28 protein-coding genes are annotated in these 26,174 nt (G+C 65.8%); 18 read left to right on the plus strand and 10 right to left on the minus strand.

The genetic code is table 11. From position 1 onward, the window contains the following. Nucleotides 1–139 precede the first annotated feature (139 nt). Entirely contained in the window at nt 140–1,765 is a 1,626-nt protein-coding gene (groL, locus tag D3H54_RS03460) for a chaperonin GroEL (protein ID WP_149377876.1), read from the plus strand. 185 nt (nt 1,766–1,950) lie between these two features. Then, nucleotides 1,951–2,823 carry an endonuclease domain-containing protein gene (locus D3H54_RS03465; RefSeq protein WP_149383321.1) on the plus strand — a complete coding sequence of 291 codons (873 nt, stop codon included), beginning with the start codon at nt 1,951–1,953 and terminating at the stop codon, nt 2,821–2,823. A gap of 58 nt (nt 2,824–2,881) precedes the next feature. On the opposite strand, the gene D3H54_RS03470 is transcribed toward D3H54_RS03465, so the two are convergent. Beyond that, entirely contained in the window at nt 2,882–3,250 is a 369-nt protein-coding gene (locus tag D3H54_RS03470) for a pyridoxamine 5'-phosphate oxidase family protein (RefSeq protein ID WP_149377877.1), read from the minus strand. 73 nt (nt 3,251–3,323) lie between these two features. On the opposite strand from D3H54_RS03470, the gene D3H54_RS03475 reads away from it, so the two are divergent. Continuing rightward, complete coding sequence (locus D3H54_RS03475; RefSeq protein ID WP_149377878.1) at nt 3,324–4,148, plus strand: SDR family NAD(P)-dependent oxidoreductase; 825 nt, start codon at nt 3,324–3,326, stop codon at nt 4,146–4,148. On the opposite strand, the gene D3H54_RS03480 is transcribed toward D3H54_RS03475, so the two are convergent. Both D3H54_RS03480 and D3H54_RS03485 read right to left on the minus strand, forming a co-directional pair. Further along, on the minus strand, nt 4,137–4,697 hold the full coding sequence (locus D3H54_RS03480; RefSeq protein WP_149377879.1) for a carboxymuconolactone decarboxylase family protein: 561 nt from the start codon (nt 4,695–4,697) through the stop codon (nt 4,137–4,139). The genes D3H54_RS03475 and D3H54_RS03480 overlap by 12 nt on opposite strands. Beyond that, on the minus strand, nt 4,694–6,448 hold the full coding sequence (locus tag D3H54_RS03485) for an N-acyl-D-amino-acid deacylase family protein (RefSeq protein ID WP_149377880.1): 1,755 nt from the start codon (nt 6,446–6,448) through the stop codon (nt 4,694–4,696). The genes D3H54_RS03480 and D3H54_RS03485 overlap by 4 nt, the downstream gene beginning before the upstream one ends. Before the next feature lie 41 nt (nt 6,449–6,489). Between D3H54_RS03485 and D3H54_RS03490 the strand changes: the two genes are divergently transcribed. Genes D3H54_RS03490 through D3H54_RS03510 form a run of 5 tightly spaced genes read left to right on the plus strand, consistent with a single transcriptional unit; the run spans nt 6,490 to nt 9,742 of the window. Next, nucleotides 6,490–6,900 carry a VOC family protein gene (locus tag D3H54_RS03490; RefSeq protein WP_149377881.1) on the plus strand — a complete coding sequence of 137 codons (411 nt, stop codon included), beginning with the start codon at nt 6,490–6,492 and terminating at the stop codon, nt 6,898–6,900. Between the two features lie 10 nt (nt 6,901–6,910). Further along, nucleotides 6,911–7,435 (plus strand): mycothiol transferase, encoded by a 525-nt coding sequence (locus D3H54_RS03495; protein WP_149377882.1) that lies wholly within the window; start codon nt 6,911–6,913, stop codon nt 7,433–7,435. Between the two features lie 44 nt (nt 7,436–7,479). Next, nucleotides 7,480–8,007: a phosphatase PAP2 family protein gene (locus D3H54_RS03500; RefSeq protein ID WP_149377883.1), complete on the plus strand. Its 528-nt coding sequence runs from the start codon at nt 7,480–7,482 to the stop codon at nt 8,005–8,007. A gap of 9 nt (nt 8,008–8,016) precedes the next feature. After that, a complete protein-coding gene (gene ppk2, locus D3H54_RS03505; protein WP_149377884.1) occupies nt 8,017–8,874 on the plus strand; it encodes a polyphosphate kinase 2 in 858 nt (285 codons plus the stop codon). Nucleotides 8,875–8,902: 28 nt separating this feature from the next. Further along, on the plus strand, nt 8,903–9,742 hold the full coding sequence (locus tag D3H54_RS03510) for a hypothetical protein (protein WP_149377885.1): 840 nt from the start codon (nt 8,903–8,905) through the stop codon (nt 9,740–9,742). Nucleotides 9,743–9,831: 89 nt separating this feature from the next. On the opposite strand, the gene D3H54_RS03515 is transcribed toward D3H54_RS03510, so the two are convergent. From D3H54_RS03515 to D3H54_RS03535, 5 genes are all read right to left on the minus strand, one after another. Beyond that, on the minus strand, nt 9,832–10,113 hold the full coding sequence (locus D3H54_RS03515) for a hypothetical protein (protein WP_149377886.1): 282 nt from the start codon (nt 10,111–10,113) through the stop codon (nt 9,832–9,834). Between the two features lie 61 nt (nt 10,114–10,174). Beyond that, complete coding sequence (locus D3H54_RS03520) at nt 10,175–11,698, minus strand: putative alpha/beta hydrolase (protein WP_432246479.1); 1,524 nt, start codon at nt 11,696–11,698, stop codon at nt 10,175–10,177. Beyond that, nucleotides 11,695–11,994, minus strand: coding sequence for a DUF2563 family protein (locus D3H54_RS03525; RefSeq protein WP_149377888.1), 300 nt, complete (start codon nt 11,992–11,994; stop codon nt 11,695–11,697). The genes D3H54_RS03520 and D3H54_RS03525 overlap by 4 nt, the downstream gene beginning before the upstream one ends. A gap of 70 nt (nt 11,995–12,064) precedes the next feature. Further along, entirely contained in the window at nt 12,065–14,059 is a 1,995-nt protein-coding gene (locus tag D3H54_RS03530; RefSeq protein WP_149377889.1) for a prolyl oligopeptidase family serine peptidase, read from the minus strand. Between the two features lie 24 nt (nt 14,060–14,083). Further along, entirely contained in the window at nt 14,084–15,916 is a 1,833-nt protein-coding gene (locus D3H54_RS03535; protein WP_210419642.1) for an NAD(P)/FAD-dependent oxidoreductase, read from the minus strand. A gap of 116 nt (nt 15,917–16,032) precedes the next feature. On the opposite strand from D3H54_RS03535, the gene D3H54_RS03540 reads away from it, so the two are divergent. The 10 genes from D3H54_RS03540 to D3H54_RS03585 all read left to right on the plus strand — a co-directional run bounded on the left by D3H54_RS03540 (nt 16,033) and on the right by D3H54_RS03585 (nt 24,155). Continuing rightward, nucleotides 16,033–17,085 carry a 2,3-butanediol dehydrogenase gene (locus D3H54_RS03540; RefSeq protein ID WP_149377891.1) on the plus strand — a complete coding sequence of 351 codons (1,053 nt, stop codon included), beginning with the start codon at nt 16,033–16,035 and terminating at the stop codon, nt 17,083–17,085. Then, nucleotides 17,082–17,861, plus strand: a complete 780-nt coding sequence (locus tag D3H54_RS03545; protein WP_149377892.1) for an acetoin reductase — start codon at nt 17,082–17,084, stop codon at nt 17,859–17,861. Before D3H54_RS03540 ends, D3H54_RS03545 begins: the two co-directional genes overlap by 4 nt. Nucleotides 17,862–17,884: 23 nt before the next feature. Continuing rightward, on the plus strand, nt 17,885–19,174 hold the full coding sequence (locus D3H54_RS03550; RefSeq protein WP_149377893.1) for a GAF domain-containing protein: 1,290 nt from the start codon (nt 17,885–17,887) through the stop codon (nt 19,172–19,174). Between the two features lie 10 nt (nt 19,175–19,184). Then, nucleotides 19,185–20,708 carry an aldehyde dehydrogenase gene (gene adh, locus D3H54_RS03555; protein ID WP_149377894.1) on the plus strand — a complete coding sequence of 508 codons (1,524 nt, stop codon included), beginning with the start codon at nt 19,185–19,187 and terminating at the stop codon, nt 20,706–20,708. Beyond that, nucleotides 20,708–21,259: a DUF779 domain-containing protein gene (locus D3H54_RS03560; RefSeq protein ID WP_149377895.1), complete on the plus strand. Its 552-nt coding sequence runs from the start codon at nt 20,708–20,710 to the stop codon at nt 21,257–21,259. Before adh ends, D3H54_RS03560 begins: the two co-directional genes overlap by 1 nt. A gap of 29 nt (nt 21,260–21,288) precedes the next feature. Beyond that, the gene (locus D3H54_RS03565; RefSeq protein ID WP_149377896.1) at nt 21,289–21,567 is read left to right on the plus strand and encodes a putative holin; all 279 of its coding nucleotides are present in this window, start codon (nt 21,289–21,291) and stop codon (nt 21,565–21,567) included. Beyond that, the gene (locus D3H54_RS03570; RefSeq protein WP_149377897.1) at nt 21,560–22,114 is read left to right on the plus strand and encodes a hypothetical protein; all 555 of its coding nucleotides are present in this window, start codon (nt 21,560–21,562) and stop codon (nt 22,112–22,114) included. Before D3H54_RS03565 ends, D3H54_RS03570 begins: the two co-directional genes overlap by 8 nt. 4 nt (nt 22,115–22,118) lie before the next feature. After that, complete coding sequence (lpdA, locus tag D3H54_RS03575; RefSeq protein ID WP_149377898.1) at nt 22,119–23,513, plus strand: dihydrolipoyl dehydrogenase; 1,395 nt, start codon at nt 22,119–22,121, stop codon at nt 23,511–23,513. Continuing rightward, entirely contained in the window at nt 23,510–23,779 is a 270-nt protein-coding gene (locus D3H54_RS03580; protein WP_168214769.1) for a hypothetical protein, read from the plus strand. The genes lpdA and D3H54_RS03580 overlap by 4 nt, the downstream gene beginning before the upstream one ends. 109 nt (nt 23,780–23,888) lie before the next feature. Next, nucleotides 23,889–24,155 (plus strand): hypothetical protein, encoded by a 267-nt coding sequence (locus D3H54_RS03585; RefSeq protein WP_149377899.1) that lies wholly within the window; start codon nt 23,889–23,891, stop codon nt 24,153–24,155. A gap of 12 nt (nt 24,156–24,167) precedes the next feature. Here D3H54_RS03585 and D3H54_RS03590 read toward each other — a convergent pair whose 3' ends face one another. Beyond that, nucleotides 24,168–24,704 carry a carboxymuconolactone decarboxylase family protein gene (locus D3H54_RS03590; RefSeq protein WP_149377900.1) on the minus strand — a complete coding sequence of 179 codons (537 nt, stop codon included), beginning with the start codon at nt 24,702–24,704 and terminating at the stop codon, nt 24,168–24,170. Continuing rightward, nucleotides 24,704–26,128, minus strand: coding sequence for an acetate metabolism transcriptional regulator RamB (ramB, locus tag D3H54_RS03595; RefSeq protein WP_083118155.1), 1,425 nt, complete (start codon nt 26,126–26,128; stop codon nt 24,704–24,706). Before ramB ends, D3H54_RS03590 begins: the two co-directional genes overlap by 1 nt. Nucleotides 26,129–26,174 lie beyond the last annotated feature (46 nt).

Consider the following 26,174-nt stretch of genomic DNA (forward strand, 5'->3'; position numbering starts at 1 on the left):
TGGCACTCGCGACCGGTGAGTGCTAGGTCGGGACGGTGAGGCCGGGGCCGCGTACGCGCGGAGCACTCTCCAGCCGTCCGTCGCGGGCACTGCACCCGACCGAAGACGTGCCATCCCCAACCGGAGGATTCACTTCGCAATGTCCAAGATCATTGCTTACGACGAAGAGGCCCGCCGCGGCCTCGAGCGGGGCCTGAACGCCCTCGCCGACGCGGTAAAGGTGACGCTGGGCCCCAAGGGTCGCAACGTCGTCCTGGAGAAGAAGTGGGGCGCCCCCACGATCACCAACGATGGTGTGTCCATCGCCAAGGAGATCGAGCTCGAGGACCCGTACGAGAAGATCGGCGCTGAGCTGGTCAAGGAAGTCGCCAAGAAGACTGACGACGTCGCGGGCGACGGCACCACCACCGCCACCGTGCTGGCTCAGGCCCTGGTTCGCGAAGGTCTGCGCAACGTCGCTGCCGGCGCCAACCCGCTCGGCCTGAAGCGCGGCATCGAGAAGGCCGTCGAGAAGATCACCGAGACGCTCCTCAAGAGCGCCAAGGAGGTCGAGACCAAGGACCAGATCGCGGCCACCGCCGGGATCTCCGCGGGCGACCAGACCATCGGTGACCTGATCGCCGAGGCCATGGACAAGGTCGGCAACGAGGGTGTCATCACCGTCGAGGAGTCGAACACCTTCGGCCTGCAGCTCGAGCTCACCGAGGGTATGCGCTTCGACAAGGGCTACATCTCGGGTTACTTCGTGACCGACGCCGAGCGCCAGGAAGCGGTCCTCGAGGATCCGTACATCCTGCTTGTGTCGTCGAAGGTCTCGACCGTCAAGGACCTGCTTCCCTTGCTGGAGAAGGTCATTCAGTCGGGCAAGCCGCTGCTGATCATCGCCGAGGACGTCGAGGGCGAAGCCCTGTCCACCTTGGTGGTCAACAAGATCCGTGGCACCTTCAAGTCCGTCGCCGTCAAGGCCCCGGGCTTCGGTGACCGCCGCAAGGCCATGCTGCAGGACATCGCGATCCTGACCGGTGGCCAGGTTGTCAGCGAGGAGGTCGGCCTCTCGCTCGAGACCGCCGATGTCTCGCTGCTGGGTCAGGCCCGCAAGATCGTCGTCACCAAGGACGAGACCACCATCGTCGAGGGTGCCGGTGATTCCGACGCCATCGCCGGCCGGGTGGCCCAGATCCGTGCCGAGATCGAGAACAGCGACTCCGACTACGACCGCGAGAAGCTGCAGGAGCGCCTGGCCAAGCTGGCCGGCGGTGTTGCGGTGATCAAGGCCGGCGCTGCCACCGAGGTGGAGCTCAAGGAGCGCAAGCACCGCATCGAAGATGCCGTGCGCAACGCCAAGGCCGCCGTCGAGGAGGGCATCGTCGCCGGTGGTGGCGTGGCTCTGCTGCAGTCGGCTCCGGCTCTCGACGAGCTCAAGCTCGAGGGTGACGAGGCGACCGGTGCCAACATCGTGCGTGTCGCGCTGTCGGCTCCGCTGAAGCAGATCGCCTTCAACGCGGGCCTCGAGCCCGGCGTTGTCGCCGAGAAGGTCCAGAACTCGCCCTCCGGAACCGGCCTCAACGCCGCGTCCGGTGTGTACGAGGACCTGCTCAAGGCCGGCGTTGCCGACCCGGTGAAGGTCACCCGCTCGGCGCTGCAGAACGCGGCGTCCATCGCGGCTCTGTTCCTCACCACCGAGGCCGTCGTCGCCGACAAGCCGGAGAAGGCCGCCGCACCTGCCGGCGACCCGACCGGTGGCATGGGCGGTATGGACTTCTAAGTCCCAGTACGAAAGAAGCCCCGGCTCGCTTGGCGAGCCGGGGCTTTTTCGTTGTCCCCCGTGACCTCACCCCGAGCGTGCGGTTTCATACGCAACACGCCGCGGCGGGCGTATCAATCCGCACAGTCGCGGCCGGGCTGTGGACGGACGAGGCGTGCTTCGCGGACGGCTGACACTCTTCGTTGATGCGGACCGTCCCTTGGCCGTTCATCGCGGCGGAGGCCATGGCGGCTGACCTGCTTTCATTCCGTGAGCTCAGGCGGTTTCATGCCGCGGTCTATCCAGGCGTCTGGGCTCCGCGCGGCGCGGAACTCTCGGCCATCGACCGGGCTCGCGCCGCCTGGCTCTGGTCGGGGCGCTGCGGCGTATTGGCCGGTTTGTCCGCGTCGGCCTTGCTGGGCGCCAAGTGGATCGATTCGGACGTGGCTGCGGAGCTGGTGCATACCAATCGACGTGCACCACAACTGATCTCGGTACATTCGGATACGTTGTTGCCTGTCGAGATCCAACAGACACGGGGGCTGCCTGTCACCACGCCGGCTCGGACCGCGTTCGATCTCGGACGACGACTTGATGTCACGGCCGCAATACAACGGATCGATGCCCTCATGAACGCGACGGAGGTCAAGGTTGACGACGTCTCTGCCGTGATCGCTGCCCATCGTGGGGTCCGCGGGCTCAGGCAGCTGCGGGACGCTTTGGATCTCGTGGACGGGGGTTCTGAGTCGCCGTACGAGACGTTGACCCGAATCCTGCTTGTCCGCAATGGGTTTCCGCGACCGCAGACGCAGATAAGGGTGTGCGACGACGATGGGTACGTGGTGGCCCGGCTCGACATGGGATGGCCCGAATACCGGGTCGGCGTCGACTTCGACGGAGCGCATCACTGGACGGACCCCAAGCAGCGATCGAAGGACATCGAACGTTACGCGCGACTGCCAGAGCTCGGATGGATCGATGTGCGGGTGACGAGTTCGATGCTGCACAACAATCCAGAGGTGTTCCTCGACCGGGTCGGGCAAGCACTCATGGCGCGAGGCTGTCCGCGGACGTGGTGAGTGTGCGTTCTCATCCGCGATCGACGGCGTGTCACGGACGAAACCGCACGCTCGCGGCTCAGCCCAACGGCACGCAGTCGTCGCCGCAGCCGGATGCCGTCGCCCCTCCCGGAACGGCCGGTCGGTGCAGTACCGCCCGCTGCGGAATGACCCGCAACCGCTCGTCGGTGAACTCGCCGCGGCCGTCGACGATCAAGCTGTACCCACCGGGCTCTCGCGGCGGCCACACCACCGTGACGTCGGGGTGCGCGAGCGCGTTGCGCCGCGTGCTGTTGCCCACCGAACCGACGTCGAGCACACCTGCGACAAGCTGAGGATCGACTGCGACGGTGTGCGCGCGGTGCTCGTCGCTCACGGTGATGAGATAGCCGAACGGATAGTCGGCCAGCGTTCCGGCGAGCTGGTCGAGATCCACCTTGACGCTCATGGGCCGACGATACTGCCGCCGATCCACCGAAACCCGGGGAATACCGCCGCACTGCTCTAGGGTTGCCAACCAAATGCCGCTGCCTACGCCGTCCCCCACGTCCACTGCTGTCGTCACCGGCGCCTCCTCGGGCATCGGCGCAGACCTCGCTCGCGAGCTCGCCGCCCGTGGACACGGGGTCACCCTGGTCGCCCGCCGCGAGGACAAGCTCCGAGAGCTCGCGGCCGAGCTCGGCGACCAAGTCCGCGTCGAGGTCATCGCCTGCGACGTCGCCGACGCCGACGCCCGCGCCGCCCTGTTCGACGAAGTCGAGCGACGCGGCCTGACCGTGGACATCCTGATCAACAACGCCGGCATCGGCGTGGTCGGCTCGGTCGCCACCGCACCGGTCGCCGACGAGATCGCTCAAGTACGCGTCAACGTCGAAGCCGTCATCGACCTCACCTCGCGCGCTGTCCAGCAGATGGTGCCGCGCGGTCGCGGCGCGATCCTCAACGTCGGTTCGACGGCAGGCTTCCAGCCGTTTCCCGGGCAGGCCGGCTACGCCGGCACCAAAGCCTTCGTCCGCAGCTTCACCGCCGGACTGCGCGGCGAGCTCGCCGGCACCGGCGTCACCGCCGCGGTCCTGCACCCCGGCCCGGTGCGCACCGAGTTCCTCGCCGCCGCCGGGATGGACGAACGCGAATTCGCCTCTGCCTTCCCGAAATTCATGTGGATGCCGTCGCGGACCGTCGCGAAGATCGGCATCGACGCGCTGGCCGGCGACCGCGGCGACGTCATCGCCGGCATTCAGAACGTGATCAGCACCCGGATCTTCCAGGCGTTGCCGCATCGCGTGCTGCTGCCACTGCTGTCCAAGAGCCACCCTGCGCTCAAGCGCGACGCATCACGCAACTGACGGCCACGGCCGCATCCAGCCCTCGACCGGAAGGTCCAGCCCGTTGCACAACGTGCACACCGTTCGGTACCAGCCGACCGCGATCAACAGCTCGATCCGCTGCTCGTCGTCGAAACTCTCACCCAGCGCCGCCCAGGTGGACGCCGACCACGACCCGGTGCGTTCGAGCTCATCGACCGCGCTGATCAATACCCGCTCCGCAGAGCTCCATCGCGCGTCGTCAGCAGAACCGACCGCCAGCGCGTCAGCCTCGTCACCGGACACCCCGGCGATCGGTCCCCAGAACGCGGCCTGGCCGCCCCACTCGTAGGCGCAGCGCACCAGCCCGCAGATCCGCAGGATCGCAATGGTGCGGACGCGCGGTGGCAGCCGGGTGTCGACGTACAGCGACTCGCCCATCTTGCGCAGCTTGCGCGCCATGTCCGGGTGCCGCTGCAGACACCGCACCAGCAGCAGCGGCTCATAGGTGCGATCCGGATGGCCCCAACTGCCGATGTCGGCGGCGTCGGCATCACTCCACGGCTGAGCCAGCGGCGCGACCCGGCTCAAACCGATTCCCGGGTCGCTGCGCTCCTGCCCTCCGAGGGCGCCGCCTGCCGTCCGCGGATCAGCTTGCCCGGCAGCGCCGACGTCGGCACCCCGTTCTCCGAGATCACCTCACCGGCGACGATCGTCGCGACATAGCCGTCCGCAGTCTGGTCGAGCCGCCGCCCACCCGCGGGCAGGTCGGCCTTGACGGTCGGCTGGTGCAGCCGCAGCGCATCGGCATCGATCACGTTGAGGTCGGCTTTGTAGCCCGCCGCCAGCCGGCCGCGGTCGGCCAGTCCGGCGATCCGGGCGGGCACCGACGTCAGCTCCTGGATCACTCGCTGCACCGACAGTCGGCCTGTCGGCCTGTCCCGCACCCAGTGCGTCAGCATGTAGGTGGGAAAGCTTGCGTCGCAGATCATTCCGTAATGCGCGCCGCCGTCGCCCAGGCCCAGGACGACGTCGTCGCGCTGGATCAGCTCGGCCACCGTGTCCAGCGAATTGTCCCGGAAGTTGGCCAGCGTGACCAGCAGCATGGCGTGACCGTCGTCGTCGAGCAGCCGGTCGTAGGCCTCCTCGAGCGGGCTGACGCCACGGGCGGCGGCCCGTGCGCCGATCGAATCCTCAGGCGAGGGTTCGTAATTCGGCGGATCGCCGAGCGGGAACATGTAGTTCCACGCTTGCGCGGCGAACATCAGCGGATGCCCGTCGCTGGCCGGCTTGTCGTTCAAGATGCGCTCGCGCACTTCGGGTTTACGCATCTCGGCGACGCGCTCGGCCAGCGGTAGGTGGGCGATCTCCCGGTATGCCGGGTACATGACGAACGGGTTGCCGGACAGGTCCAGACCGAGAACAAGGCCGATCGGCCGCGGGAAGATCTGCCCCGTGACGTCGCCGCCGTTGGCGTTGGCCTTCTCGACCATCCGCAGTGCGTCGAGGTGGATGGGTGGGCCCGCGTTTCCGATCGCGAGCGTGAAGGTCACCGGCAGCCCGACGTCCGAGGCGACGTCGAACACCGCGCTGAGTGCGCCCTCGTAGTCTCCGGCCATCAGATCCGGCACGAACTGCAGCAGTCCGCCGCCGGCGTCGTCGACACCTCGGGCGATGGCCTCGATCTCCTCGTATTGCGCTTCATAACTCGGAATCGGTTGTCCACCAGAGGTTTTATGCAGCGTGAGCCGGGATGATGCGAAGCCCAGTGCGCCCGCGCGAATAGCTTCCTCGGCCAGCTTGCGCATCATCGCCAGGTCCTCGGGAGTGGGCAGTTCGCGGTTGACGCCGCGCTCACCCATCACGTATACCCGCAGCGGGGAGTGCGGCAGGAACGCTGCGACGTCGATGTCCCGCTGTCGCGAATCCAGTGCGTCGAGGAATTCCGGGAAGGTCTCCCATGTCCACGGCAGTCCGTCGACCATCACGACGCCGGGGATGTCCTCGACACCGGCCATGACGTCGACGAGCGTGTCGTGGTCTTCCGGGCGGCACGGCGCGAAGCCGACGCCGCAATTGCCCATGACTGCGGTGGTCACCCCGTGAGCCGACGACGGCGTCATCCGATCCGACCAGATCGCCTGCCCGTCGTAATGGGTGTGCAGGTCGACGAACCCGGGGGTGACGAGGAGCCCGGTGGCGTCGATCTCGCGCTCACCTTTCTCGGGGACGGTGCCCACCGCGGCGATGACGCCGTCGGAGACGGCGACGTCGCCGGGGTAGGGCTCCCCGCCCAGCCCGTCGACGATCGTTCCGTTGCGGATGACCAGGTCATAGCTCATACCGACGACATTACGTCGCAACCCCCTGTCACGATGGAGGTGTGATTGATCATTTCGGAATCAACTGTGACAACTACGCCGAATCCCAGGAGTTCTACGACAAGGTGCTGCACGTCTTGGGCTACCACCGGGTGATGGACTTCGGTGAGGCCATCGGTTACGGCACCGACGGCAAGCCGGTGTTCTGGATCGCCGACGCCTCGGCCGGCGCCGCCAACGGACCGAACCGGGAGGTGCACATCGCGTTCGCCGCCAAAGACGCCGAATCGGTTCAAGCGTTCTTCCACACCGCCCTGGCGCTCGGTGTCGAGCCCCTGCACGAGCCGCGCCTGTGGCCCGAATACCATCCCGGCTATTACGGCGCCTTCGTCCGCGACCCCGAGGGCAACAACGTCGAAGCCGTCTTCCACGGCGCGCAGCCTGACGCCCAGATCCCGACGAACTCCGCGTAGCGTTCCGGTTATGGCCGACTCACTGTCCGACGCAGATGCCGCCCGCGAACTGCTGCGGGACTCGTTCACCCGCATCATCGAGCACGTCCAGGACATCACCGACGATCTGACCGAGGAACTCTCGTTCTTCCGGCCGACCTCGACGGCCAACAGCATCGCGTGGCTGGTGTGGCACAGCGCCCGGGTCCAGGATGCGCAGCTCGCCGATATCGCCGGAACCGAGCAGGTGTGGTTCAGCGGCGGATGGGTGGACCGCTTCGATCTGGACCTGCCCCGCGACGCGCACGGCTACGGCCACACTCCCGAGGAGGTCGGCAAGGTTCGGGTGCCCGCCGACCTGCTGGCCGGCTACTACCACGCGGTGCACAAGGTCACCCTCGAGTACATCGCCAGCGTCACCCCCGAGGACCTCGCCCGCGTGGTCGACAAGAACTGGAATCCGCCGGTGACGGCAAGCGTCCGGTTGGTCAGCATCATCGACGACTGTGTCCAGCATCTGGGTCAGGCGGCCTACGTGCGGGGCATCGCCCGCTGATCACCGCCGCGGTCCGCTGGTGGCCGCCGGTCGGGCTGGCCGCGATGGCGCTGCTCGGATGGGCTATGGGCAAGGGCTCTACCGCGGTCGACGACTGGTTCCAGCAAGCCCACGGCAGTGGGCTGGGACGACTGCTGTTCTTCACCGATCAGCGCACGGTGGCGGTGATTCTGGTCGGTGCGCTGGCGCTGGCCGCCTATCGGAGGCGCTGGTCGCTGGTCGCCGCGGTCGCAGTGAGTCCTGTTGCTGCCGTGTGGCTTTCACGCTTATTCAAGGAGATGTTCGGTCGCCAGAAGGGTGGTGCGGTCGCCTACCCGAGCGGCCACACCACGCTGATGGTGGTGGTGCTCGGCATGGTGCTTCTGGTGGTGGGTGCGCGGCTGTGTGTCGTGGCGGTCGCCATCGTCTGGGCGCTGCTGGGGATGCTGGGTCAGGCGGTGACGTATCACTACTTCACCGACGCCGTCGGCGGGCTTCTGCTGGGCAGCGCGATCGCGTGCCTGGCTGCCGCGCTCGTCGACTGGATCGGTCGTTCACCGCGGCGTCACCCCCGGTTTCCTTCACGCTGCTAATTTCCGCGCGTGTCACTAGACAGCCACGGCTACACGGTTTTCGATGACGACGATGACGATCCGGTGCTGCTCGACGCCACCGGCTTGGCCGTCGACACCTGGCGGGAGAACTACCCGTACGAACATCGGATGTCGCGCAACGAGTACGAGGAGCAGAAGCGGCTGCTGCAGATCGAGCTGCTGAAGCTGCAGAAGTGGAGCCAGACGCACGGGCTACGCCATGTTTTGGTGTTCGAGGGGCGCGATGCGGCAGGCAAGGGCGGCACCATCAAGCGCTTCATGGAGCACCTCAACCCCAGGGGCGCTCGGGTGGTGGCACTGGAGAAGCCCACCGAGAAGGAACGCACTCAGTGGTACTTCCAGCGCTACGTCAATCACCTGCCTGCGGCCGGCGAGATCGTGATGTTCGACCGGTCCTGGTACAACCGCGCCGGGGTGGAGCGGGTGATGGGGTACTGCACGCCCAAGCAGCACGCTGAGTTCATCCGGCAGGCGCCGTTGTTCGAGCAGATGCTGGTCAACGACGGCATCAGCCTGACCAAGCTGTGGTTCTCGGTGTCCTCGAGCGAGCAGCGCACCCGGTTCACCATCCGCCAGGTCGACCCGGTCCGGCAGTGGAAACTGTCGCCGACGGATCTGGCGTCGCTGGACAAATGGCACGAGTACACCTCGGCCAAGGAAGACATGTTCGCCTGGACGGACACTGAGATCGCGCCATGGACGGTCATCAAGAGCAACGACAAGAAACGCGCGCGGATCAACGCGATGCGCCACGTGCTGAGTAAGTTCAACTACGACAACAAAGACCATGAGGTGGTCGGCCAGCCCGACCCCTTGATCGTGGGCCGCGCAACTCACTCCGACTGAGGCGTCGCGTCCCCGCAGAGGAGGACGCGTGCGGTTCGCGACGACGCTGCTGATGTGGCTCGTCACGACGCTCTTGTTGGCGGTCGCCCTGCCGGCGGCCTGGGTGCAGCAGCACCTGGTCGACGAAGACGGCTATGCGGCGCTGGCTCAGAAGGCGGCGGCCGATCCCGGACTGCAGTCGGCGATGGCCTCGGAGCTGACCTCGCAGGTGGGCCGATTGGGTACCAGCGTGAACACCGGGACGGTGAGTCTGGTCGCCGCCGCGTACACCGCGAGTTCGACGTTCCCGGGACAGTTCGCGCAGGCGAATCGCTTCGCACACCGCTGGTTGTTCACCGACCGGGTGCGCTCGAGTGTCGATTCGCAAGGCCGGTGGGTGATCGACGCCGCGCCGATGCTCTCGGATGCCGCGTTCAAAGAGACGTTGAATGACTACAACGTCACACTGCCGTCGTCGATACCAGTTCCGTTGACCGACAACGCGCCTGCGGCATTACGGCCCGGTGCGTTGCGTCCGGTCGCGACCTTCGGTCCGTGGGTCAGCGTCGGTGCGGCTGTGGTAGCCGGGCTGTTCGCCTTGCTGACACTTTTTGTGGCCAGGAGTCGGGGCAAGATGCTCGTCGGGCTCGGAGTGTCAGCACTGTTGGTCGGTGCTGCCGGTTGGGCGGCAATCGAATTCGGCCGCAGACGCCTGGATGCGGTGTTGAACAATTCGTCCGGTGATATCCGGCGGATCGCCGAGGTGATGGTCGACACCGCGCAGGACAGCATGCATCAGTGGCTGAACATCACCCTGGTCGTCGGGGGCGGCCTGGTGATCATCGGGGTGATCGTCTCGCTATTGGTGAGCCTGGCCAAGACGAATTAGCGGACGACTATTCCTCGTCGTCCTCTTTGGCGTAGTGCCGGGCAACGGGGTCTCGAAGGCCGTGCAGGACAGCTGCGAAGACCGAGCGATCAATCATCCGCATTCTCGGGAGCCAGTGCTGGCGGCCGGTCGGGGCGACGGTTGTTGTTGAAGGCCGAATAGATTCGGCCATTGATTTTGATGTGGTTGGTCCACTGGAATGCAATCGCCAGCACGGCCACCGCCGTGCCGAGCGCGAAAAATACTCCCTGGCCCCAGTTGGGGATCTGAGAACAGAACAGCAGGGTGATACCAATCGCGCACCCGGTCCAGTAGACGCGGCGCTCGATCGAGTCTGGCGACAGAGTCGCCGATCTCCACAGCGGAAACATGCTGAGAATTCCCCCGCGACTATTGCGGCCAAACCGGCATAGCCCAAAGTGTGCGCCATGACTACCAACTCCCTCCACCACCGCCAGCAGACCTCAATGCTGGGTCGAAAAGCGACCCGATGCCACCGCCAACCTGTTCGCCAGCGGCGCTTCCCACCACACTGGCCGCCACTACGATCGCCGCCGTCGTCCAAGGGCCGGTGAAGGACCCAGCGACGGCTGCGGCTCCCCACGCGGCCGCAGAGCCGCCTGCGAATCCGCCGACAGCACTGCCCAGCTCTTCGTTGCTTCCGCCCTGGATGCGGTCGCTGATTGCGGTGCCGAGTTGAATAATGTCGCCAACTCGTCCGACTTTTCCGGCGATATGTGCCCACTTTTCCGCATCGGCCGGTGACAGCAGGTCTTCCAGCTTCGCGTGGCGCCCACCGGGCACCCGCTCGCCGTAGGCTTCGACGCCCGCGGACGCCGGTCCCGTGTAGTCAGTGAGATCGCTTGCTCTATGGACCAAGTCATTGATCACCGATTTAGCGCCGTCCTCAGACATGCCCTGGCTGGTAAGCGCATTCATCGCTTGCTTCACCGCAACGACGCGTCCGAATTGGTCTCCTTCGTCCAAAGCCTGCGTTGCTTGGTCAGCCGACATCGGCGGCAGGCCATAGAGCCCCTGCTCTAATTTCCGCTGCATGTCTAGCCGCTTCTGCGCCTGCGTGCGCGCGTCTCCGCCGAGAATGGGATCTTTCGGCAGTGGCCCCGTGAAGTGAGCCATCCGGAAATCATCCAGTCGTTCACCGGCCAGCCGACGAGCGTCCGCGTCCGCGCTGGGATTGGTCGCCGTGGCGAAGTCACGCAAACGCGCTGCGGCGTCGGCCTTTTCCGATGTCATCGGCCCGCCGCCGTTGACCAGCGCCTCATCTTTGGCGCGCTGGTTTGCGTCGTAGTAATCGGTGGATTCGCGGCCCCGCTGCTCGGCGCTGGGCTCACCGTCACCGTCGACGCCCTCGATGGGGGCGGGGTCGTAACCGTGCTCGGCGCGCAAGTCGGTCAATGCCGCGTCCAGCTTGGTGCCGTAGTCGTCGCGCAGTGCCTCGACTTGGTGCAGCACGCCGGAGGTCGCTGCGATCGCGTTGTCCTCCAAGGCGGAGGTGTCCTGGTCGTGGGCCAATGCTTGATCGATCAGTGCGTCGATGTAGTGCAACTGGGTGTTGAGGTTCTCCACCTGCATGCCAGAAAAGCGTTGTGTCTCAGCGAGAGTTGCCGCGATGTTCGACAGGTCCACGCCGATCGCCGGCAGTTGGTCACGCTGGACCATCAGCCGGGTCGTAGCGCGTTGAACCTCAGCGCTGTCATTGATCGGGTGCTCACCGTTCTCGCGGTTCCACGAAGCTTGAAATCGCTGCTGTGCCTGCGCGAACTCCGAGTACGTCTCGGCTGTGCAGGCGCCTGCGTTGTAGAACGCCCGGCCGAGGTCGTTGATCGCCCCGGGATCCCCACTCTGCAGCGTCTGGTCCACCTGCCACGGATCGCCGCCGGCCTCACCGACGAGAGCGCCGATGCTGATGTGCTTGAGGCTCGGATAGGCGGTCACAACACCGAACGCAGGGCCTCGGCGTTGCGTTCCTCCATCTCGACGAACACCGACGCTGCCTTGTGTCCCTTGTCGCCTAGTACTCCTAGGCGATTCTCGTGGCTCCGCAGTCGCTGAACGTGGTTGCTGTGTGCCTCGGAGAGGGCGCCGTGAAACGACTCGGCAGCCGCGAAACCACCGAAGATGCCGGCGCCGACTGTTGCGCGACCTAGCTGGTCAGCGCCCTCCATGGCGAAGGAAGCGGCGTTGTACGACCGGTTTGCGCCGGCGCGCATCTCCTCCACGTCGACCTGCATGGCGAACCCCCTGGTGAGTTAGCTGCTAGCTAGAGGGTACTCGATAGTCCGTGCTGGTCAACTCACCCAATCAGCCCAGCATTCGATGCAGGAACGAGTAGCTCAGCGCGGACTTGAACGCCGTCTGCGCGTTGTCGGCCGCCCCGGCATGGCCACCCTCGATGTTCTCGTAGTACCAGACCGGATGCCCGGCTGCCTCGAGCGCGGCCGTCATCTTGCGGGCGTGGCCGGGGTGCACCCGATCATCACGCGTCGACGTGGTGATCAGCACCGGGGGATACCGCTTGTCGGGCGAAATGTTCTGGTAGGGCGAGTATTCCGAGATGAATGCCCAGTCCTCGGGTTCGTCCGGATCGCCGTACTCGGCCACCCACGACGCGCCGGCCAGCAGTAGATGGAACCGCTTCATGTCCAGCAGCGGCACCTGGCACACCAGCGCACCGAAAAGCTGCGGGTACTTGGTCAGCATGATGCCCATCAGCAGGCCGCCGTTGCTGCCACCCTGTGCACCCAGCTGTTCGACGGTGGTAATACCGCGGGCGACGAGATCGCTTGCCACCGCGGCGAAGTCCTCGGCTACCTTGTGCCGGCCCTCCCGCATGGCCTGGGTGTGCCAGCCCGGGCCGTACTCTCCGCCGCCGCGGATGTTCGCCAACACATACGTGCCGCCCCGTGACAGCCACAGCCGGCCCAGCACCCCGTCGTAGCCGGGAGTCCGTGACACCTCGAAGCCGCCGTAGCCACCCAGGAGCGTCGGGCTCGGCGCCCCGTCGTGCTTGTGCCCAACGACGAAGTAGGGGATGGCCGTGCCGTCGTCGGAGGTGGCGAAGTGCTGGGAGACCTCCAAGTCGGTGGCGTCGAAGAACGATGGCGCCCGCTTGATCTCGGTGAGCTCGCCGCCCGCCGTGCCGTGCAGCAGTCGCGACGGCGTGATGAAATCGCTGGAATCCAAGAAGATTTCGTCGCCGTCTGGATCGGTGGCAACGATGACGGTGTTGTCCCCGACGCCCGCGACGGGTTCACGGGTCCAGGATCCCGGTGTCACGATCTCGACCCGACTGGCGACATCGACCAGACTCACCAGCAGCAGGCGATCGAGAGTCCACGAGTATTGGTGCAGGCTGGAATGCTCGTCAGGTTCGAATACAACCGCTAATTCGGCTGTCCCCGCCAGGAATTCGTCGTAACCGGCGGCCAGCAGCGACCCGGCGCGGTATGAGGCGGTGCCAGTGTCCCAGTCGCTGCGCAGTTCGATCAGCAGCCACTCACGGTGGATGGACACGCTGGCGTCGGTCGGGGCGTCGATGCGGATCAACTCGCCGGCGCGGAGCTCGTACACCTGATCGTTGAAGAAGTCGATGGCGCGGTGCAGCATCGTGCGCTCGTAGCCAGGTGTGCGGTCCACCGATGCCCCGACGATCACGTCGGTGACGGGTCCGGTGAACACCGTCTCCGCCTCGGCCAGCGGCTGACCGCGGCGCCACCGCTTGACCACCCGCGGATAGCCGGACTCGGTCATCGAATCAGGTCCGAAGTCGGTTCCCACCAGGACGGTGTCGTGGTCTTCCCATGACACCTGCGACTTGGCCTCTGGGAGTGCGAACCCGCCACCGACGAATTGTCTTGTCACCATGTCGAATTCACGCACGATTGCCGCGTCCGAGCCGCCCGGTGACAGGCTGACCAGAGCCCGCGTGTAATCCGGTTCGATGACGTCGGCGCCCGCCCACACCCACTTCTCGCCGTCGGCGGCGGCGAGTGCGTCGACGTCGATGATCACGTCCCAGTCGGGATCCTCGGTCAGGTAGCTCTCCAGTGTGGTCCGCTGCCACAGCCCCCTCGGGTTCTCGGCGTCGCGCCAGAAGTTGTACAGAAACTCGCCGCGCCGCCGCACGTACGGAATACGGGCATCGGTGTCGAGAACCTCCAACGCCTCGGCGCGCATCTCCTCGAACCTCTCGTCGCTGAATTCGGCGACAGTCGGCTCGTTGTGCTTGCGCACCCACGCGAGCTGCTCGTCACCAGCGATTTCTTCGAGCCAGAGGTAAGGGTCGTCAGAGGCCATGCCTCCATTCTGCTTGCGTCGCCCTCAGCTCAGGTGATGCACCTCCTGCAGCCCGTACACCGGAGTGGGAATTCCTTCGTAGCGAGCCTTGAGCTGCAGCGCCAGATACAGCGAATAATGCCGAGACTGGTGCAGATTGCCGCCGTGGAACCAGAGGTTCTCCTGCTGGGTCGGCTTCCACATGTTGCGCTGCTCGCCCTCCCAGGGGCCGGGGTCCTTCGGAGTGTCCGAGCCCAACCCCCACACCTTGCCGACTTTGTCGGCCACCTCCTGGCCGATCAGGTCCGCCGCCCACCCGTTCATCGAGCCGTATCCGGTCGCGTAGACCACCACGTCGGCCGGTAGTTCGGTGCCGTCGGCGAGCACCACCGAGTTCTCGGTGAGCCGATCGACCTGGCCGTGGGCCAGCTTGATTCTGCCGTCGGCCACCAGGTCACACGCGCCGACGTCGATGTAGTAGCCGGAGCCGCGGCGCAGGTACTTCATGAATAGTCCGGAACCGTCTGCGCCCCAGTCCAATTCGAAGCCGGCTGCCTCGAGCCTGGCGTAGAACTCCTTGTCCAGCTCCCGCATCTGGTCGTACAGCGGGATCTGGAACTCGTGCATGATCCGATACGGCAGCGACGCGAACGTGAGGTCGGCCTTCTCGGTGGTCATTCCTGCCGCCAGCGCGCGTTCGGAATACAAATCGCCAAGGCCGATGTCCATCAACGTGTCCGACTTGACGATGTGCGTCGACGATCGCTGCACCATCGTCACGTCGACACCGTTCTCGTACAGCGCTTTGCAGATGTCGTGCGCAGAGTTGTTCGAGCCGATCACCACAGCCTTCTTGCCCACATAGGGATCAGGGCCGGGGTGGGCGCTGGAGTGATGCTGATCGCCGCGGAAGATGTCCTGACCCGGCAGCACGGGCACATGGGGTTTGCCCGACATGCCCGTCGCGAGCACCAGGTGGGTGGGGTGCAGGGTGAGCCGCTCACCGTCGCGGTCGACCTCGACGGTCCACTGCTTGTCCGCCTCGTCGAAGGTTGCCGACAGGCACGTGGTTTTCGGCCAGTACGGCACCTCCATCACCCGGGTGTAGAACTCCAGCCAGTCGCCGATCTTGTCCTTGGGCGCGAAGACCGGCCAGTTCTGCGGGAACGGCAGGTACGGCAGGTGGTCGTACCAGACCGGGTCGTGCAGGCACAGTGACTTGTACCGCTTGCGCCACTGGTCCCCGGGCCGCTCGTGGCGGTCGACGACGATGGCGGGCACCCCGAGCTGACGCAGTCGCGCACCCAGTGCGATCCCGCCCTGACCGCCACCGATGACCAGCGTGTAGGGCTGCACCGTGCGGCCCAGCTGGGCTTCCTCCTCGGCGCGCTTCTCCGCCCACGACCGGGCATCGGGGTCGTCGCCGTGAACCGCACCCAGTACCCGGGAGGCTCCCTTGCGCTCCTCGTGTCCGGTGAGCTCTTGCAGCGCGGTCAGCAGCGTCCACGCCTCATCCGTCCCTGAGTCGCTTCGAAGGCGCAGGTGTCCGACACCGCGTCCCGCGCCGGTCTCGAACTCGATGAACGCCGACGTGACATCGCCATCGGACGTGGGTTCCTCACGAGTACGGAAACCGGACGGGTCGGTCTCCGACAGCCGGGCGCCGAGCATGTCGGCGATCCGGTCGCGGCCCTCCATCGTCTTGATGTTCCAGGTGAACGACACCAGGTCACGCCAGAAGCTGTCGACGGCGAACATGCCGGCCACCCGCTCGACGTCGCGGTCGGCCAGTGCGGCTTCGAAGGCGGCGAGCCAAGCGTCGACGCGCTGCTGCGGTGTCACATCGCCGGCGGTCTGAGGTTCCAATGTTGAAGTCATGTGAGCTACACCACACCTGTGGCGCGGGGTCTGGCAAGAGTTGCGAACCGTTGCAACGCCATGTGCAACCCCCTGCAACTCTTTCGGATGTGGTCGCCGTCACATAGAACTGCTGCATGAAGGCAGCTGTGTACTACGGACCGAACAAGATCGAGATCGACGACGTCGCCGAACCCGACCCCGGGCCGGGCACCGTCAAACTGAAAGTCGGCTTCAACGGGATCTGTGGCACCGACCTGCACGAGTACTACGCCGGGCCGATCTTCATCCCGACCCAGCCGCATCCACTGACCGCCGCCGAACTGCCGCTCACCATCGGGCACGAATTCTCGGGCACCATCACCGCGGTCGGCGACGGGGTGACGGGATGGGTAGAGGGCGACCGCGTGGCCGTCGAACCCATCTACAAATGCGGCCACTGTGCACCGTGCCGCGCAGGCAATTACAACGTCTGCCAGCAGATCGGCTTCCACGGTTTGATGTCCGACGGCGGGATGGCCGAGTACACGGTGGTGCCGACCAGCATGCTGCACAAGCTGCCCGGCAACGTCTCGCTGGAACTCGGGGCGCTCGTCGAGCCGATGTCGGTGGCGTACCACGCCGCCACCCTCGGCGACGTACGCCCCGGCGACACCGCGATGGTGTTCGGTGCCGGGCCGATCGGGATAGGGCTGTGGTTCGCGTTGCGCGGCAAGGGACTTGACGACGTCCTTGTCGTCGAACCCTCTCCGACCCGGCGTGCCGCCATCGAGGCGCTGGGCGCGAGCACCCTGGACCCAGCCGCCCTCGACGTCACCGGCTTCATCGCCGAGCACACCGGCGGACGCGGGGCCGATGCGGTGTTCGATGCCGCCGGTGTCGCCCCCGCAGTGGCGACGGCGCTGGCCTGCGTAGGGTCCCGCAAACCCATGGTCAGTGTCGCGATCTATGAAAAGCCGCTGGAGACACCACTTCTCAATCTGGTGATGAACGAGTCCCGCATCCAGGGATCACTGTGCTACACCGGTGCCGACTTCGAGGCCGTCATCGCGCTGATGGCCGACGGCAAGTACGACACCACCGGTTGGGTGACCAGGATCCCGATCGACGACGTAGTCGACGAGGGATTCGAGGCGCTGCACGCCGGCACCAAGATGAAAGTGCTCGTCGACCCGAACGGAGAATCATGAGCCTGAACGGAAAGGTCGCGCTGGTCACCGGCGCGGCACGAGGCATCGGACGCGGCATCGCGCTGCGGCTCGCCCGCGACGGCGCTGACCTGGCCCTGGTCGACGTGCGACCGGACGGTATCGACACCGTCGCCAACGAGATCAGCGAGATCGGCTGCAAAGTAACCACATTCGTGGCCGACGTCAGCGACCGGCCACAAGTCTTCGCCGCCGTCGACCATGCCGCGTCGGCGCTCGGCGGCTTCGACATCATGGTCAACAACGCCGGGATAGCCCTGGTCGTCCCGATCGCCGACGTCACCCCCGAACAGATCGAGAAGCTCTGGGCGATCAACGTCAACGGCGTGCTGTGGGGCACCCAGGCAGCGGTCGCCATGTTCAGACAGAACGGCACCAAGGGAAAGATCATCAATGCTTCCTCGATCGCCGGCCATGACGGCTTCGCGATGCTCGGCGCCTACAGCGCCTCCAAGTTCGCCGTACGTGCGCTGACCCAGGCCGCCGCCAAGGAACACGCCGCCGACGGCATCACCGTCAACGCGTACTGCCCGGGTGTGGTCGGCACCGATATGTGGGTGGAGATCGACAAGCGGTTCGCCGAACTGACCGGAGCGGCCGAAGGCGAGACCTACGAGAAGTTCGTCGGTGGTATCGCGCTGGGCCGCGCGGAAACCCCCGATGACGTGGCGGGCTTCGTCTCGTATCTGGCCGGCCCGGACGCCGATTACATGACCGGCCAGTCGGGTCTGATCGACGGCGGCCTGGTTTACCGCTGAGATGCGGAGCACAATCGGCAGTAATGCAAGGGGTGTACGTGCCTGAGCCCGCAGTCGCGCTCGGCGAGGACCCGCGCAACTATGCGCGGCTGATGTCGGCTGTCTATGACGCGACGATGGCGGGCCACCGCGCTCCAGCTCGCCCGCGAGATGTCATCGGCGAATCGTGGCACCGGCTGATGTCCGCCGGTGTCGACCCTGACTGCCGCGCCCAGCCCGTCGTGGAAGCAGGCGGACTGGAGGCACTGCGCCGGGCGTCCGGGCTGATGGCGGTCCTCGACGAGGTGTCCCGCGGGCTGGAATCCCTCGTCGCCGACGGCACCAACATCCTCGTCGTCGCCGACGCGCAAGGTCGGGTGCTGTGGCGCTCGGGCTCGCCCGCGGTCCTCAACAACGCCGACCGGCTGGGCTTCATCGAAGGCGCGCACTGGGCCGAAGGAGAAGTCGGCACCAACGCCATCGGCACCGCGCTGGTGTCCAACCGCGCCGTGCAGGTGTTCTCCGCCGAGCACTTCCTGCGCACCCACCACTCCTGGACATGTGCGGGCGCACCCATCCGAGACCCGCGAACCGGGCAGGTGATCGGTGTCGTCGACGTATCAGGCCCCGCCGCGACCGTGCACCCGACGACCGTGGCGCTCGTCGACGCCGTCGCCCGGCTCGCCGAGTCGCACCTGCGCGAACAACACGACCGCACGCTGAACCGCCTGCGCATGGTCGCTGCCCCGATCCTGGCCCGCATCGGCAAGCCTGCGTTGGCCGTCGACCCCGAGGGCTGGGTGGCGGCCGTCGACTCACTGCCACTGCATCACCGCATCCTGTTGCCCGACGACATCGCGGCAGGCCGCTCGTGGATTCCCACCTTCGGCATCTGCGATATCGACGTGTTGCCCGGCGGTTGGCTGGTTCGTCCGACCGACGACGACGACGCGCCCGCGTTGGCGCAGGCATCGTTGGACTTGACCGTCGCCGGCGCGCCTGCGTTGGACATGACGGGGCAGTTCGGGCATTGGCGCCACGACGTCTCGCTACGTCACGCCGAGATCCTGCTGATCCTGGCCCGCGATCCCCGGGGTCGATCGGCGCCCGAGTTGGCCGCAGACCTCTATGGTGATCGTTCCCGGGTCGTCACGGTGCGCGCCGAATTGTCCCGGCTGCGCAAGCAGTTCGCCGGTCTGCTTGCCGCCCAGCCGTACCGCTTCGCCGGCGGAATCGAGGTGACGGTGCGCTATCCCGCGGACCTCTCGATGGTGTTGCCTGCGTCGACCGCACCCGCGGTTCGCGCCGTTCGTATCAATGCAAGTGTCTCGTAGAGGAGTACCTATGCCAGTGTTCGCCCGCCCCGGAACATCGGGATCTGCCATGTCTTTTCAGTCCCGCTACGAGAACTTCATCGGTGGTGAGTGGGTCGCGCCGGTGGGCGGTCAGTACTTCGAGAATCCGACACCGGTGACGGGTGAGGTCTTTACGGAGGTCGCGCGGTCGACGGACGCCGACATCGAGAAGGCCTTGGACGCTGCGCATTCCGCTGCGCCGGGATGGGGTAAGACGTCAGCGGGGGAGCGGGCGGTGATCCTCAACAAGATCGCCGACCGTATCGAGGCGAACCTGGAATCGATCGCGTTGGCCGAGTCGTGGGACAACGGCAAGCCGATCCGGGAAACCCTGAATGCCGATATTCCGTTGGCAGTGGACCACTTTCGGTACTTCGCCGCCGCGATCCGCGCCCAGGAAGGCTCGCTGTCCCAGATCGACGAGGACACCGTCGCCTACCACTTCCACGAGCCGCTGGGTGTGGTCGGACAGATCATCCCGTGGAACTTCCCGATCCTGATGGCGGTCTGGAAGCTCGCGCCGGCACTGGCGGCCGGCAACGCGATCGTCCTCAAGCCCGCCGAGCAGACCCCGGCCTCGGTGCTGTATCTGATCTCGTTGATCGCCGACCTGCTGCCCGCCGGAGTCCTGAACGTCGTCAACGGATTTGGTGTCGAGGCCGGCAAGCCGTTGGCATCGTCGAATCGGATCGCCAAGATTGCGTTCACCGGGGAGACCACCACGGGCCGGCTGATCATGCAGTACGCCTCCCAGAACCTGATCCCGGTCACCCTCGAGCTCGGTGGCAAGAGCCCCAACATTTTCTTCTCCGATGTGATGGCTGCCAACGACGACTACCAGGACAAGGCCCTAGAAGGGTTCACGATGTTCGCCCTCAACCAGGGCGAAGTGTGCACGTGTCCGTCGCGCAGCCTGATCCAGGCCGACATCTACGACGAGTTCCTGGCCATGGCCGCGATCCGTACCAAGGCGGTGCGCCAAGGCGATCCGCTGGACACCGAAACGATGATCGGGGCGCAGGCCTCCAACGATCAGCTGGAGAAGATCCTGTCCTACATCGAGATCGGCAAAAGTGAAGGCGCCCAGATCCTCACCGGTGGGGAGCGCGCCGACCTCGGCGGAGACCTCAACGGCGGTTACTACGTGCAGCCGACGATCTTCACCGGCGACAACGCGATGCGGATCTTCCAGGAGGAGATCTTCGGCCCGGTGGTGTCGGTGACGTCGTTCACCGATTACGACGACGCGATCCGCATCGCCAACGACACCCTCTACGGCCTTGGCGCCGGAGTGTGGAGCCGTGACGGCAACACCGCCTACCGCGCCGGGCGTGACATCAAGGCCGGGCGGGTGTGGACCAACTGCTACCACGCCTACCCCGCCCACGCGGCCTTCGGCGGCTACAAGCAGTCCGGCATCGGCCGGGAGAACCACCTGATGATGCTCGACCACTACCAGCAGACCAAGAACCTGCTCGTCTCCTACTCGAACAAAGCCCAAGGCTTCTTCTGATGAGTGATTTCGGCGCGCAAACGAGCGCCCAGCGCACGCAACCGCGCCGGAATGACGAGACGCAGCAGGCGCCGCCGCGGGCATTGATCACCGCGGCGGCTGCCGAGCTTGTGCACAGCCTGCAGCAGCGGCACGGGCCGCTGATGTTCCACCAGTCTGGCGGCTGTTGCGACGGGTCGTCGCCGATGTGTTACCCGGACGGCGACTTCATCGTCGGTGACCGTGACGTGCTGCTCGGGGTGCTCGAAGGCGCCCCGATCTGGATTTCCGGTCCGCAGTTCGAGACCTGGAAGCACACCCAGCTCATCATCGACGTCGTCCCAGGTCGTGGCGGCGGCTTCAGCCTCGAAGCCCCCGAGGGGATGCGCTTCCTCAGCCGCGGTCGGGCCTTCACCGACGCCGAAAACCGGTTGCTGGCCAGCGATTCTCCGCTGACGGGAGTTGACTACGAGCGCGGTGCGCGCCCGGCTGAACGGGCCGATCTGGTGGTCGCCGAGGCCGCAGACGCCTGTGCAATCCCTGGTCGGCGCGCCGGAGTCGTTCAGCAATAGTCCGCGCGACTGCACGTACCCTCATAAGCGTGATACCCCTGCCTCGGGCATGGCTGCTCACAAGTGCGTTGCTGGTCGGCACAGTGACCGGTCTGGTGGCGGCGGTCGTGGCCACCCTGCTGGTCAAGACACCCGTCCGCCCTGACCTGGTGGTCGGCTTGGTGGTGGCTGTCCCGAGCGTCATCGGCATGCTGCTGATCCTGTTCTCGGGCCGGCGCTGGATGACGACAGTGGGGGCGTTCGTCCTGGCGATGGCGCCGGGTTGGCTGGGGGCATTGGTTCTGGTTCAGGTGGTGTCCCATGGCTGAAAAAACGTCCCTCCCGTCGACTGAGCCCCACCACGCGCCGATCTTCGACACCGGCCCGCATCCCCACGCGCTCCGGTCGCTGACCGACGAACCCGAGGCCGAAGTCTCGGAGGAGTCCATCGCCTTCAGTGAGTTGGAGAACTTCGACACCGATGCGTTCCTGCACCGGGTCGAGGGGTCGCTGCACGCCGAGCCGGTGGTCGTGCCGCCCGCCCCGACAGCCGCCGCCGGCACGTACCAGTACGTGAAGCGGTGGCAGTTCGTGTTCATCGTCGCCGCGGCGTGGGTGCTGGCCGCCGCGGCCGGCCTGGGCTTCTACTTCTGGTGGTACACCTCCCTGCAGAAGACCCCCGCGGTGTTCTGCGTGCTGATGTACCTCATCGTCTGCTCGGTCGCCAGCATGCTGGTTTCGATGGTGCAGAACCGGCCACCGGTAACGGCGCTGGCCATCGCGCTGATGTCGGCACCGTTGGCCTCGGTGGCCACCGCCGCGCTGCTACATGGCGCCTACTACTTCGAATGGATTGCCCGTCCGACGATAGGCTGAGGTCGTGACTCACTATGACGTCGTCGTTGTCGGAGCCGGTCCCGGCGGATACGTCGCGGCGATCCGCGCGGCACAGCTCGGACTGAACACCGCCATCATCGAACCCAAGTATTGGGGCGGAGTCTGCCTCAATGTCGGCTGCATCCCGTCGAAGGCGTTGCTGCGTAATGCCGAGCTGGCCCACATCTTCACCAAGGACGCCAAGACGTTCGGCATCAGCGGAGAGGCCACCTTCGATTACGGAGTCGCCTTCGACCGCAGCCGCAAGGTCGCCGACGGCCGCGTCGCCGGCGTGCACTTCCTGATGAAAAAGAACAAGATCACCGAGATCCACGGCTACGGGAAGTTCACCGGGCCCAACAGCATCGACGTCGATCTCAACGACGGCGGAACCGAGAAGGTCGAGTTCGACAACGCGATCATCGCGACCGGCTCGAGTACCCGGCTGGTCCCGGGCACCTCGCTGTCGAAGAACGTCGTCACCTACGAGGAGCAGATCCTGTCCCGGGAGCTGCCCAAGTCGATCATCATCGCCGGCGCCGGCGCGATCGGCATGGAGTTCGCCTACGTCATGAAGAACTACGGCGTCGACGTCACCATCGTCGAATTCCTGCCGCGTGCGCTGCCCAACGAGGACGCCGAGGTCTCCAAGGAGATCGAGAAGCAATACAAGAAACTCGGCGTCAAGATCCTCACCGGCACCAAGGTGGAGTCCATTGACGACGACGGGTCGACAGTGACCGTCGTGGTCAGCAAGGACGGCAAGACCGAGGAACTGAAGGCCGACAAGGTCATGCAGGCCATCGGTTTCGCCCCGAATGTCGACGGCTTCGGGCTGGACAAGACGGGCGTCGAGCTGACCGACCGCAAGGCGATCGGGATCGACGACTACATGCGCACCAACGTGCCGCACATCTACGCCATCGGCGACGTCACCGCCAAGCTGCAGCTCGCCCACGTCGCCGAGGCGATGGGTGTGGTGGCCGCCGAGACCATCGCCGGCGCCGAGACGCTGGCGCTCGGTGACTACCGGATGCTGCCACGGGCGACGTTCTGCCAGCCGCAGGTGGCCAGCTTCGGCCTCACCGAGCAGCAGGCCCGCGACGAGGGCTACGACGTGAAGGTGGCCAAGTTCCCGTTCACCGCCAACGGCAAGGCGCACGGGCTGGGCGACCCGACCGGCTTCGTCAAGGTCATCGCCGATGCCAAGTACGGCGAGCTCCTCGGCGGGCACTTGATCGGGCACGACGTCTCCGAGCTCCTGCCGGAGCTGACCCTGGCGCAGAAGTGGGATCTGACCGTCAACGAGCTGACCCGCAACGTGCACACCCATCCGACGCTGTCGGAGGCACTCCAGGAATGCTTCCACGGTCTCGCCGGCCACATGATCAACTTTTGAGACCGACGCTGATCGCCGGTATCGGCGGAATCGTGCTCGGCCACATCCTGTGGCTGATCGGCATCTCGTTGGCGACCAACGGGCAGGACGTCAGCTCCTGGGTGCTGATCCTGTCGGCGGTGATCCTCGTGGTCGCCGCGGTCGTCGGCTATCTGGCCTGGCGGGCGTATCAGCGTAAGCGCATGGTGTTGGCGGCTTTTCTGGGCTGCGTGCCGGTCTCGCCGGTGATCTTCACGCTGATCGTTCTCGGTGTCACCTACCTGTAAGCGGTCTTTGCCAGCTGTTCGTCAGGTCGGTTTCAGGCTGCCTCAAGCATCGCGGTGTCGACTTCCTAACAGCCGGTGCCAGACAGGCTCCGGCTACAAGGGGGTTGTCATGGCCGAGTGGCGGGGTGCTGTGAGCACCAAAGTTCTGATGGCAGTGATCGGCGGGAGTGCCGTGGTCGCGATGGGGGGAGTGACCGTCGCGTTCGACGACGGCGTGCCGATCGATTCGTCGCCGGTGGCGGCACCGGTGATGCCGGGTCCGATGACGCAGGGCGACACCGTGACCACCACGATCGAGCCGGTCGCGATGCCAGGTCCCGTGCTGCCGACGGAGAAGGCGGCGCCGAAAGTGAAGGCCAAGCGCTTCGGCGAGTGAGAGAGCCCGGCCCTAGTCGGGGAAGTCCATCGGAACCCGCAGCGTGGCCAGAATTCCCGCGATCGCATCGTAATGCCCTGCCAGGGCGCAGAATTCGATCACCTGCTCGCGGCTCAAGTGTGTCGACAGCGTTGCGAAGGTGTCGTCGGACAGATCGCGATTCAGAATGAACTCATCCACCGCCGTCAGCAGGGCGCGCTGACGGTCAGTCAGTTCCTCGGCCGTCGGGCCGGCAAAGATCTTGTCCTGCAAGGCCGCATCGACGCCACGGCTGCGGGCCAGCCTGCGGTGCTGCTGCAGCTCGTACTCCGAACCGCGCAGGTGGCCGACGCGCAGGATCACCAGTTCTTTGTCCCGCTTGGGCAGCTTGCCCCAGTTCAGCAGCACACCCGAATACGGCAGAAACGACAGGAACAGCAGCTTGTGCCGCCCCAGGACTTCGAACAGGTGCATATGCGGAGCGCGAATCGATCGGGCGCCCAACCGGGAGATGCCCCAGTTGACCAGACCGAGCTCGCGTCGATCCCCGGGCGGAATACGTTGACCCATCAAGACTCCTTGACCAGATAAGGCGATACCGTGCTGCGGTGCTCATCGAGATCCAGCGCCCGTCCCAATGCCGGGAAGGCCCGCTGCGGGCAGTTGTCCCGTTCGCACACCCGGCAGCCCGCACCGATCGGTGTAGCGCTGTCTGATGACAGATCAAGACCCTTCGAGTAAACCAACCGGCTGGCATGCCGCATCTCGCAGCCCAACCCGATCGCGAAGGTCTTGACCGGTTGGCCGTAGCGCGACGCCCGCCGTTCGACCGTGCGCGCCACCCACATGTAGTTCTGCCCATCGGGCATCTGCGCGATCTGCACCAGGATCTTGCCCGGGTTCGAGAACGTCTCGTAGACGTTCCACAGCGGGCAGGTGCCGCCCGCGGACGAGAAGTGAAAACCCGTGGCGGACTGGCGTTTCGACATGTTGCCGGCCTTGTCCACCCGGACGAACGAGAACGGGACGCCGCGCATGGACGGGCGCTGCAACGTCGAGAGCCGATGGCAGATCGTCTCGTAACTGACCTGATAGAAGGCCGAGAGCCGTTCGATGTCGTAGCGAAAGTTCTCGGCCATGTTGTGAAACTGCCCGTAGGGCAACACCGTTGCGGCCGCGAAGTAGCTCGCCAGGCCCAGCCGAGCCAGCTTTCGCGACTCGTCGCTGGTGAATTTGCCCTCGTCGACCAACTTGTCGATCAGGTCGCCGCACTCGAGATACGCCAGCTCCGTGGCCATCTTGAACACTTGCTGACCCGACGACAGGTGGTTGCTGATCTCGAGAGTGCGCGCGACCGGGTCGTAACGGTGCAGCACGGTATCGCCCATGTCGATACGCCGGATGATGTGCACGCCGTGCACCATGGTCAGCCGGTCGGCCAACTCCCGCGACAGCTCGGCACGGTGCATCCGCATCCGGATGGTGAGATCCTCGGCGGCGGTGTCGAGTTCGTGCAGATAGTTCTGTCGTTGGTAGAAGTAGTCGCGGACTTCCTCGTGCGGCATGGAGATCGACGCCGAGCCACTGCCCCCGGTATTGAGGTTGAACCGGTCCTCGGTGGCCGCCGCCAGCTGCGCGGTGGTGATCCGGTAGCGGCGATGCAGGTTGACGATCGCGCGGGCGATCGCCGGGTGAGTGCCGACGATGTCGGCGACCTCGGTCATGTCGACATCGAGGTCGAGGTCGCGGTCCATGGTCACTTCACGCAGCTCGGCCACCAGTCTGGTGTCGTCCTCCGACGAGAAGAACGTGGCATCGACCCCGAACACCTCGGTGATGCGCAGCAGCACCGCGACGGTCAGCGGCCGGACGTCGTGCTCGATCTGGTTGAGATAGCTCGGTGAGATCTCCAGCATCTGGGCCAGTGCGGCTTGGCTGAATCCGCGTTCGCTGCGGAGCTGTCGTATCCGGGAGCCGACGAACGTCTTGGCCACGCGTCCAGCCTACTCACCCCTGCGAAGGGGGCTTCGCAGCGTTGCC

The sequence above is a fragment of the Mycobacterium sp. ELW1 genome (assembly GCF_008329905.1).
Classification (GTDB): Bacteria; Actinomycetota; Actinomycetes; order Mycobacteriales; family Mycobacteriaceae; genus Mycobacterium.

Bases quoted from the DNA above. Each gene is read 5' to 3' on its own strand.
- D3H54_RS03540 (WP_149377891.1), top strand. From the start codon at position 16,033: ATGAAGGCAGCTGTGTACTACGGACCGAACAAGATCGAGATCGACGAC.
- D3H54_RS03550 (WP_149377893.1), top strand. From the start codon at position 17,885: ATGCAAGGGGTGTACGTGCCTGAGCCCGCAGTCGCGCTCGGCGAGGAC.
- D3H54_RS03500 (WP_149377883.1), top strand. From the start codon at position 7,480: ATGGCGCTGCTCGGATGGGCTATGGGCAAGGGCTCTACCGCGGTCGAC.
- D3H54_RS03465 (WP_149383321.1), top strand. From the start codon at position 1,951: ATGCGGACCGTCCCTTGGCCGTTCATCGCGGCGGAGGCCATGGCGGCT.
- D3H54_RS03475 (WP_149377878.1), top strand. From the start codon at position 3,324: ATGCCGCTGCCTACGCCGTCCCCCACGTCCACTGCTGTCGTCACCGGC.
- D3H54_RS03495 (WP_149377882.1), top strand. From the start codon at position 6,911: ATGGCCGACTCACTGTCCGACGCAGATGCCGCCCGCGAACTGCTGCGG.
- adh (WP_149377894.1), top strand. From the start codon at position 19,185: ATGCCAGTGTTCGCCCGCCCCGGAACATCGGGATCTGCCATGTCTTTT.
- D3H54_RS03570 (WP_149377897.1), top strand. From the start codon at position 21,560: ATGGCTGAAAAAACGTCCCTCCCGTCGACTGAGCCCCACCACGCGCCG.
- D3H54_RS03585 (WP_149377899.1), top strand. From the start codon at position 23,889: ATGGCCGAGTGGCGGGGTGCTGTGAGCACCAAAGTTCTGATGGCAGTG.
- D3H54_RS03515 (WP_149377886.1), bottom strand. From the start codon at position 10,113: ATGTTTCCGCTGTGGAGATCGGCGACTCTGTCGCCAGACTCGATCGAG.
- D3H54_RS03535 (WP_210419642.1), bottom strand. From the start codon at position 15,916: ATGACTTCAACATTGGAACCTCAGACCGCCGGCGATGTGACACCGCAG.
- D3H54_RS03470 (WP_149377877.1), bottom strand. From the start codon at position 3,250: ATGAGCGTCAAGGTGGATCTCGACCAGCTCGCCGGAACGCTGGCCGAC.
- groL (WP_149377876.1), top strand. From the start codon at position 140: ATGTCCAAGATCATTGCTTACGACGAAGAGGCCCGCCGCGGCCTCGAG.
- D3H54_RS03590 (WP_149377900.1), bottom strand. From the start codon at position 24,704: ATGGGTCAACGTATTCCGCCCGGGGATCGACGCGAGCTCGGTCTGGTC.
- D3H54_RS03525 (WP_149377888.1), bottom strand. From the start codon at position 11,994: ATGCAGGTCGACGTGGAGGAGATGCGCGCCGGCGCAAACCGGTCGTAC.
- D3H54_RS03485 (WP_149377880.1), bottom strand. From the start codon at position 6,448: ATGAGCTATGACCTGGTCATCCGCAACGGAACGATCGTCGACGGGCTG.
- D3H54_RS03530 (WP_149377889.1), bottom strand. From the start codon at position 14,059: ATGGCCTCTGACGACCCTTACCTCTGGCTCGAAGAAATCGCTGGTGAC.
- D3H54_RS03560 (WP_149377895.1), top strand. From the start codon at position 20,708: ATGAGTGATTTCGGCGCGCAAACGAGCGCCCAGCGCACGCAACCGCGC.
- D3H54_RS03545 (WP_149377892.1), top strand. From the start codon at position 17,082: ATGAGCCTGAACGGAAAGGTCGCGCTGGTCACCGGCGCGGCACGAGGC.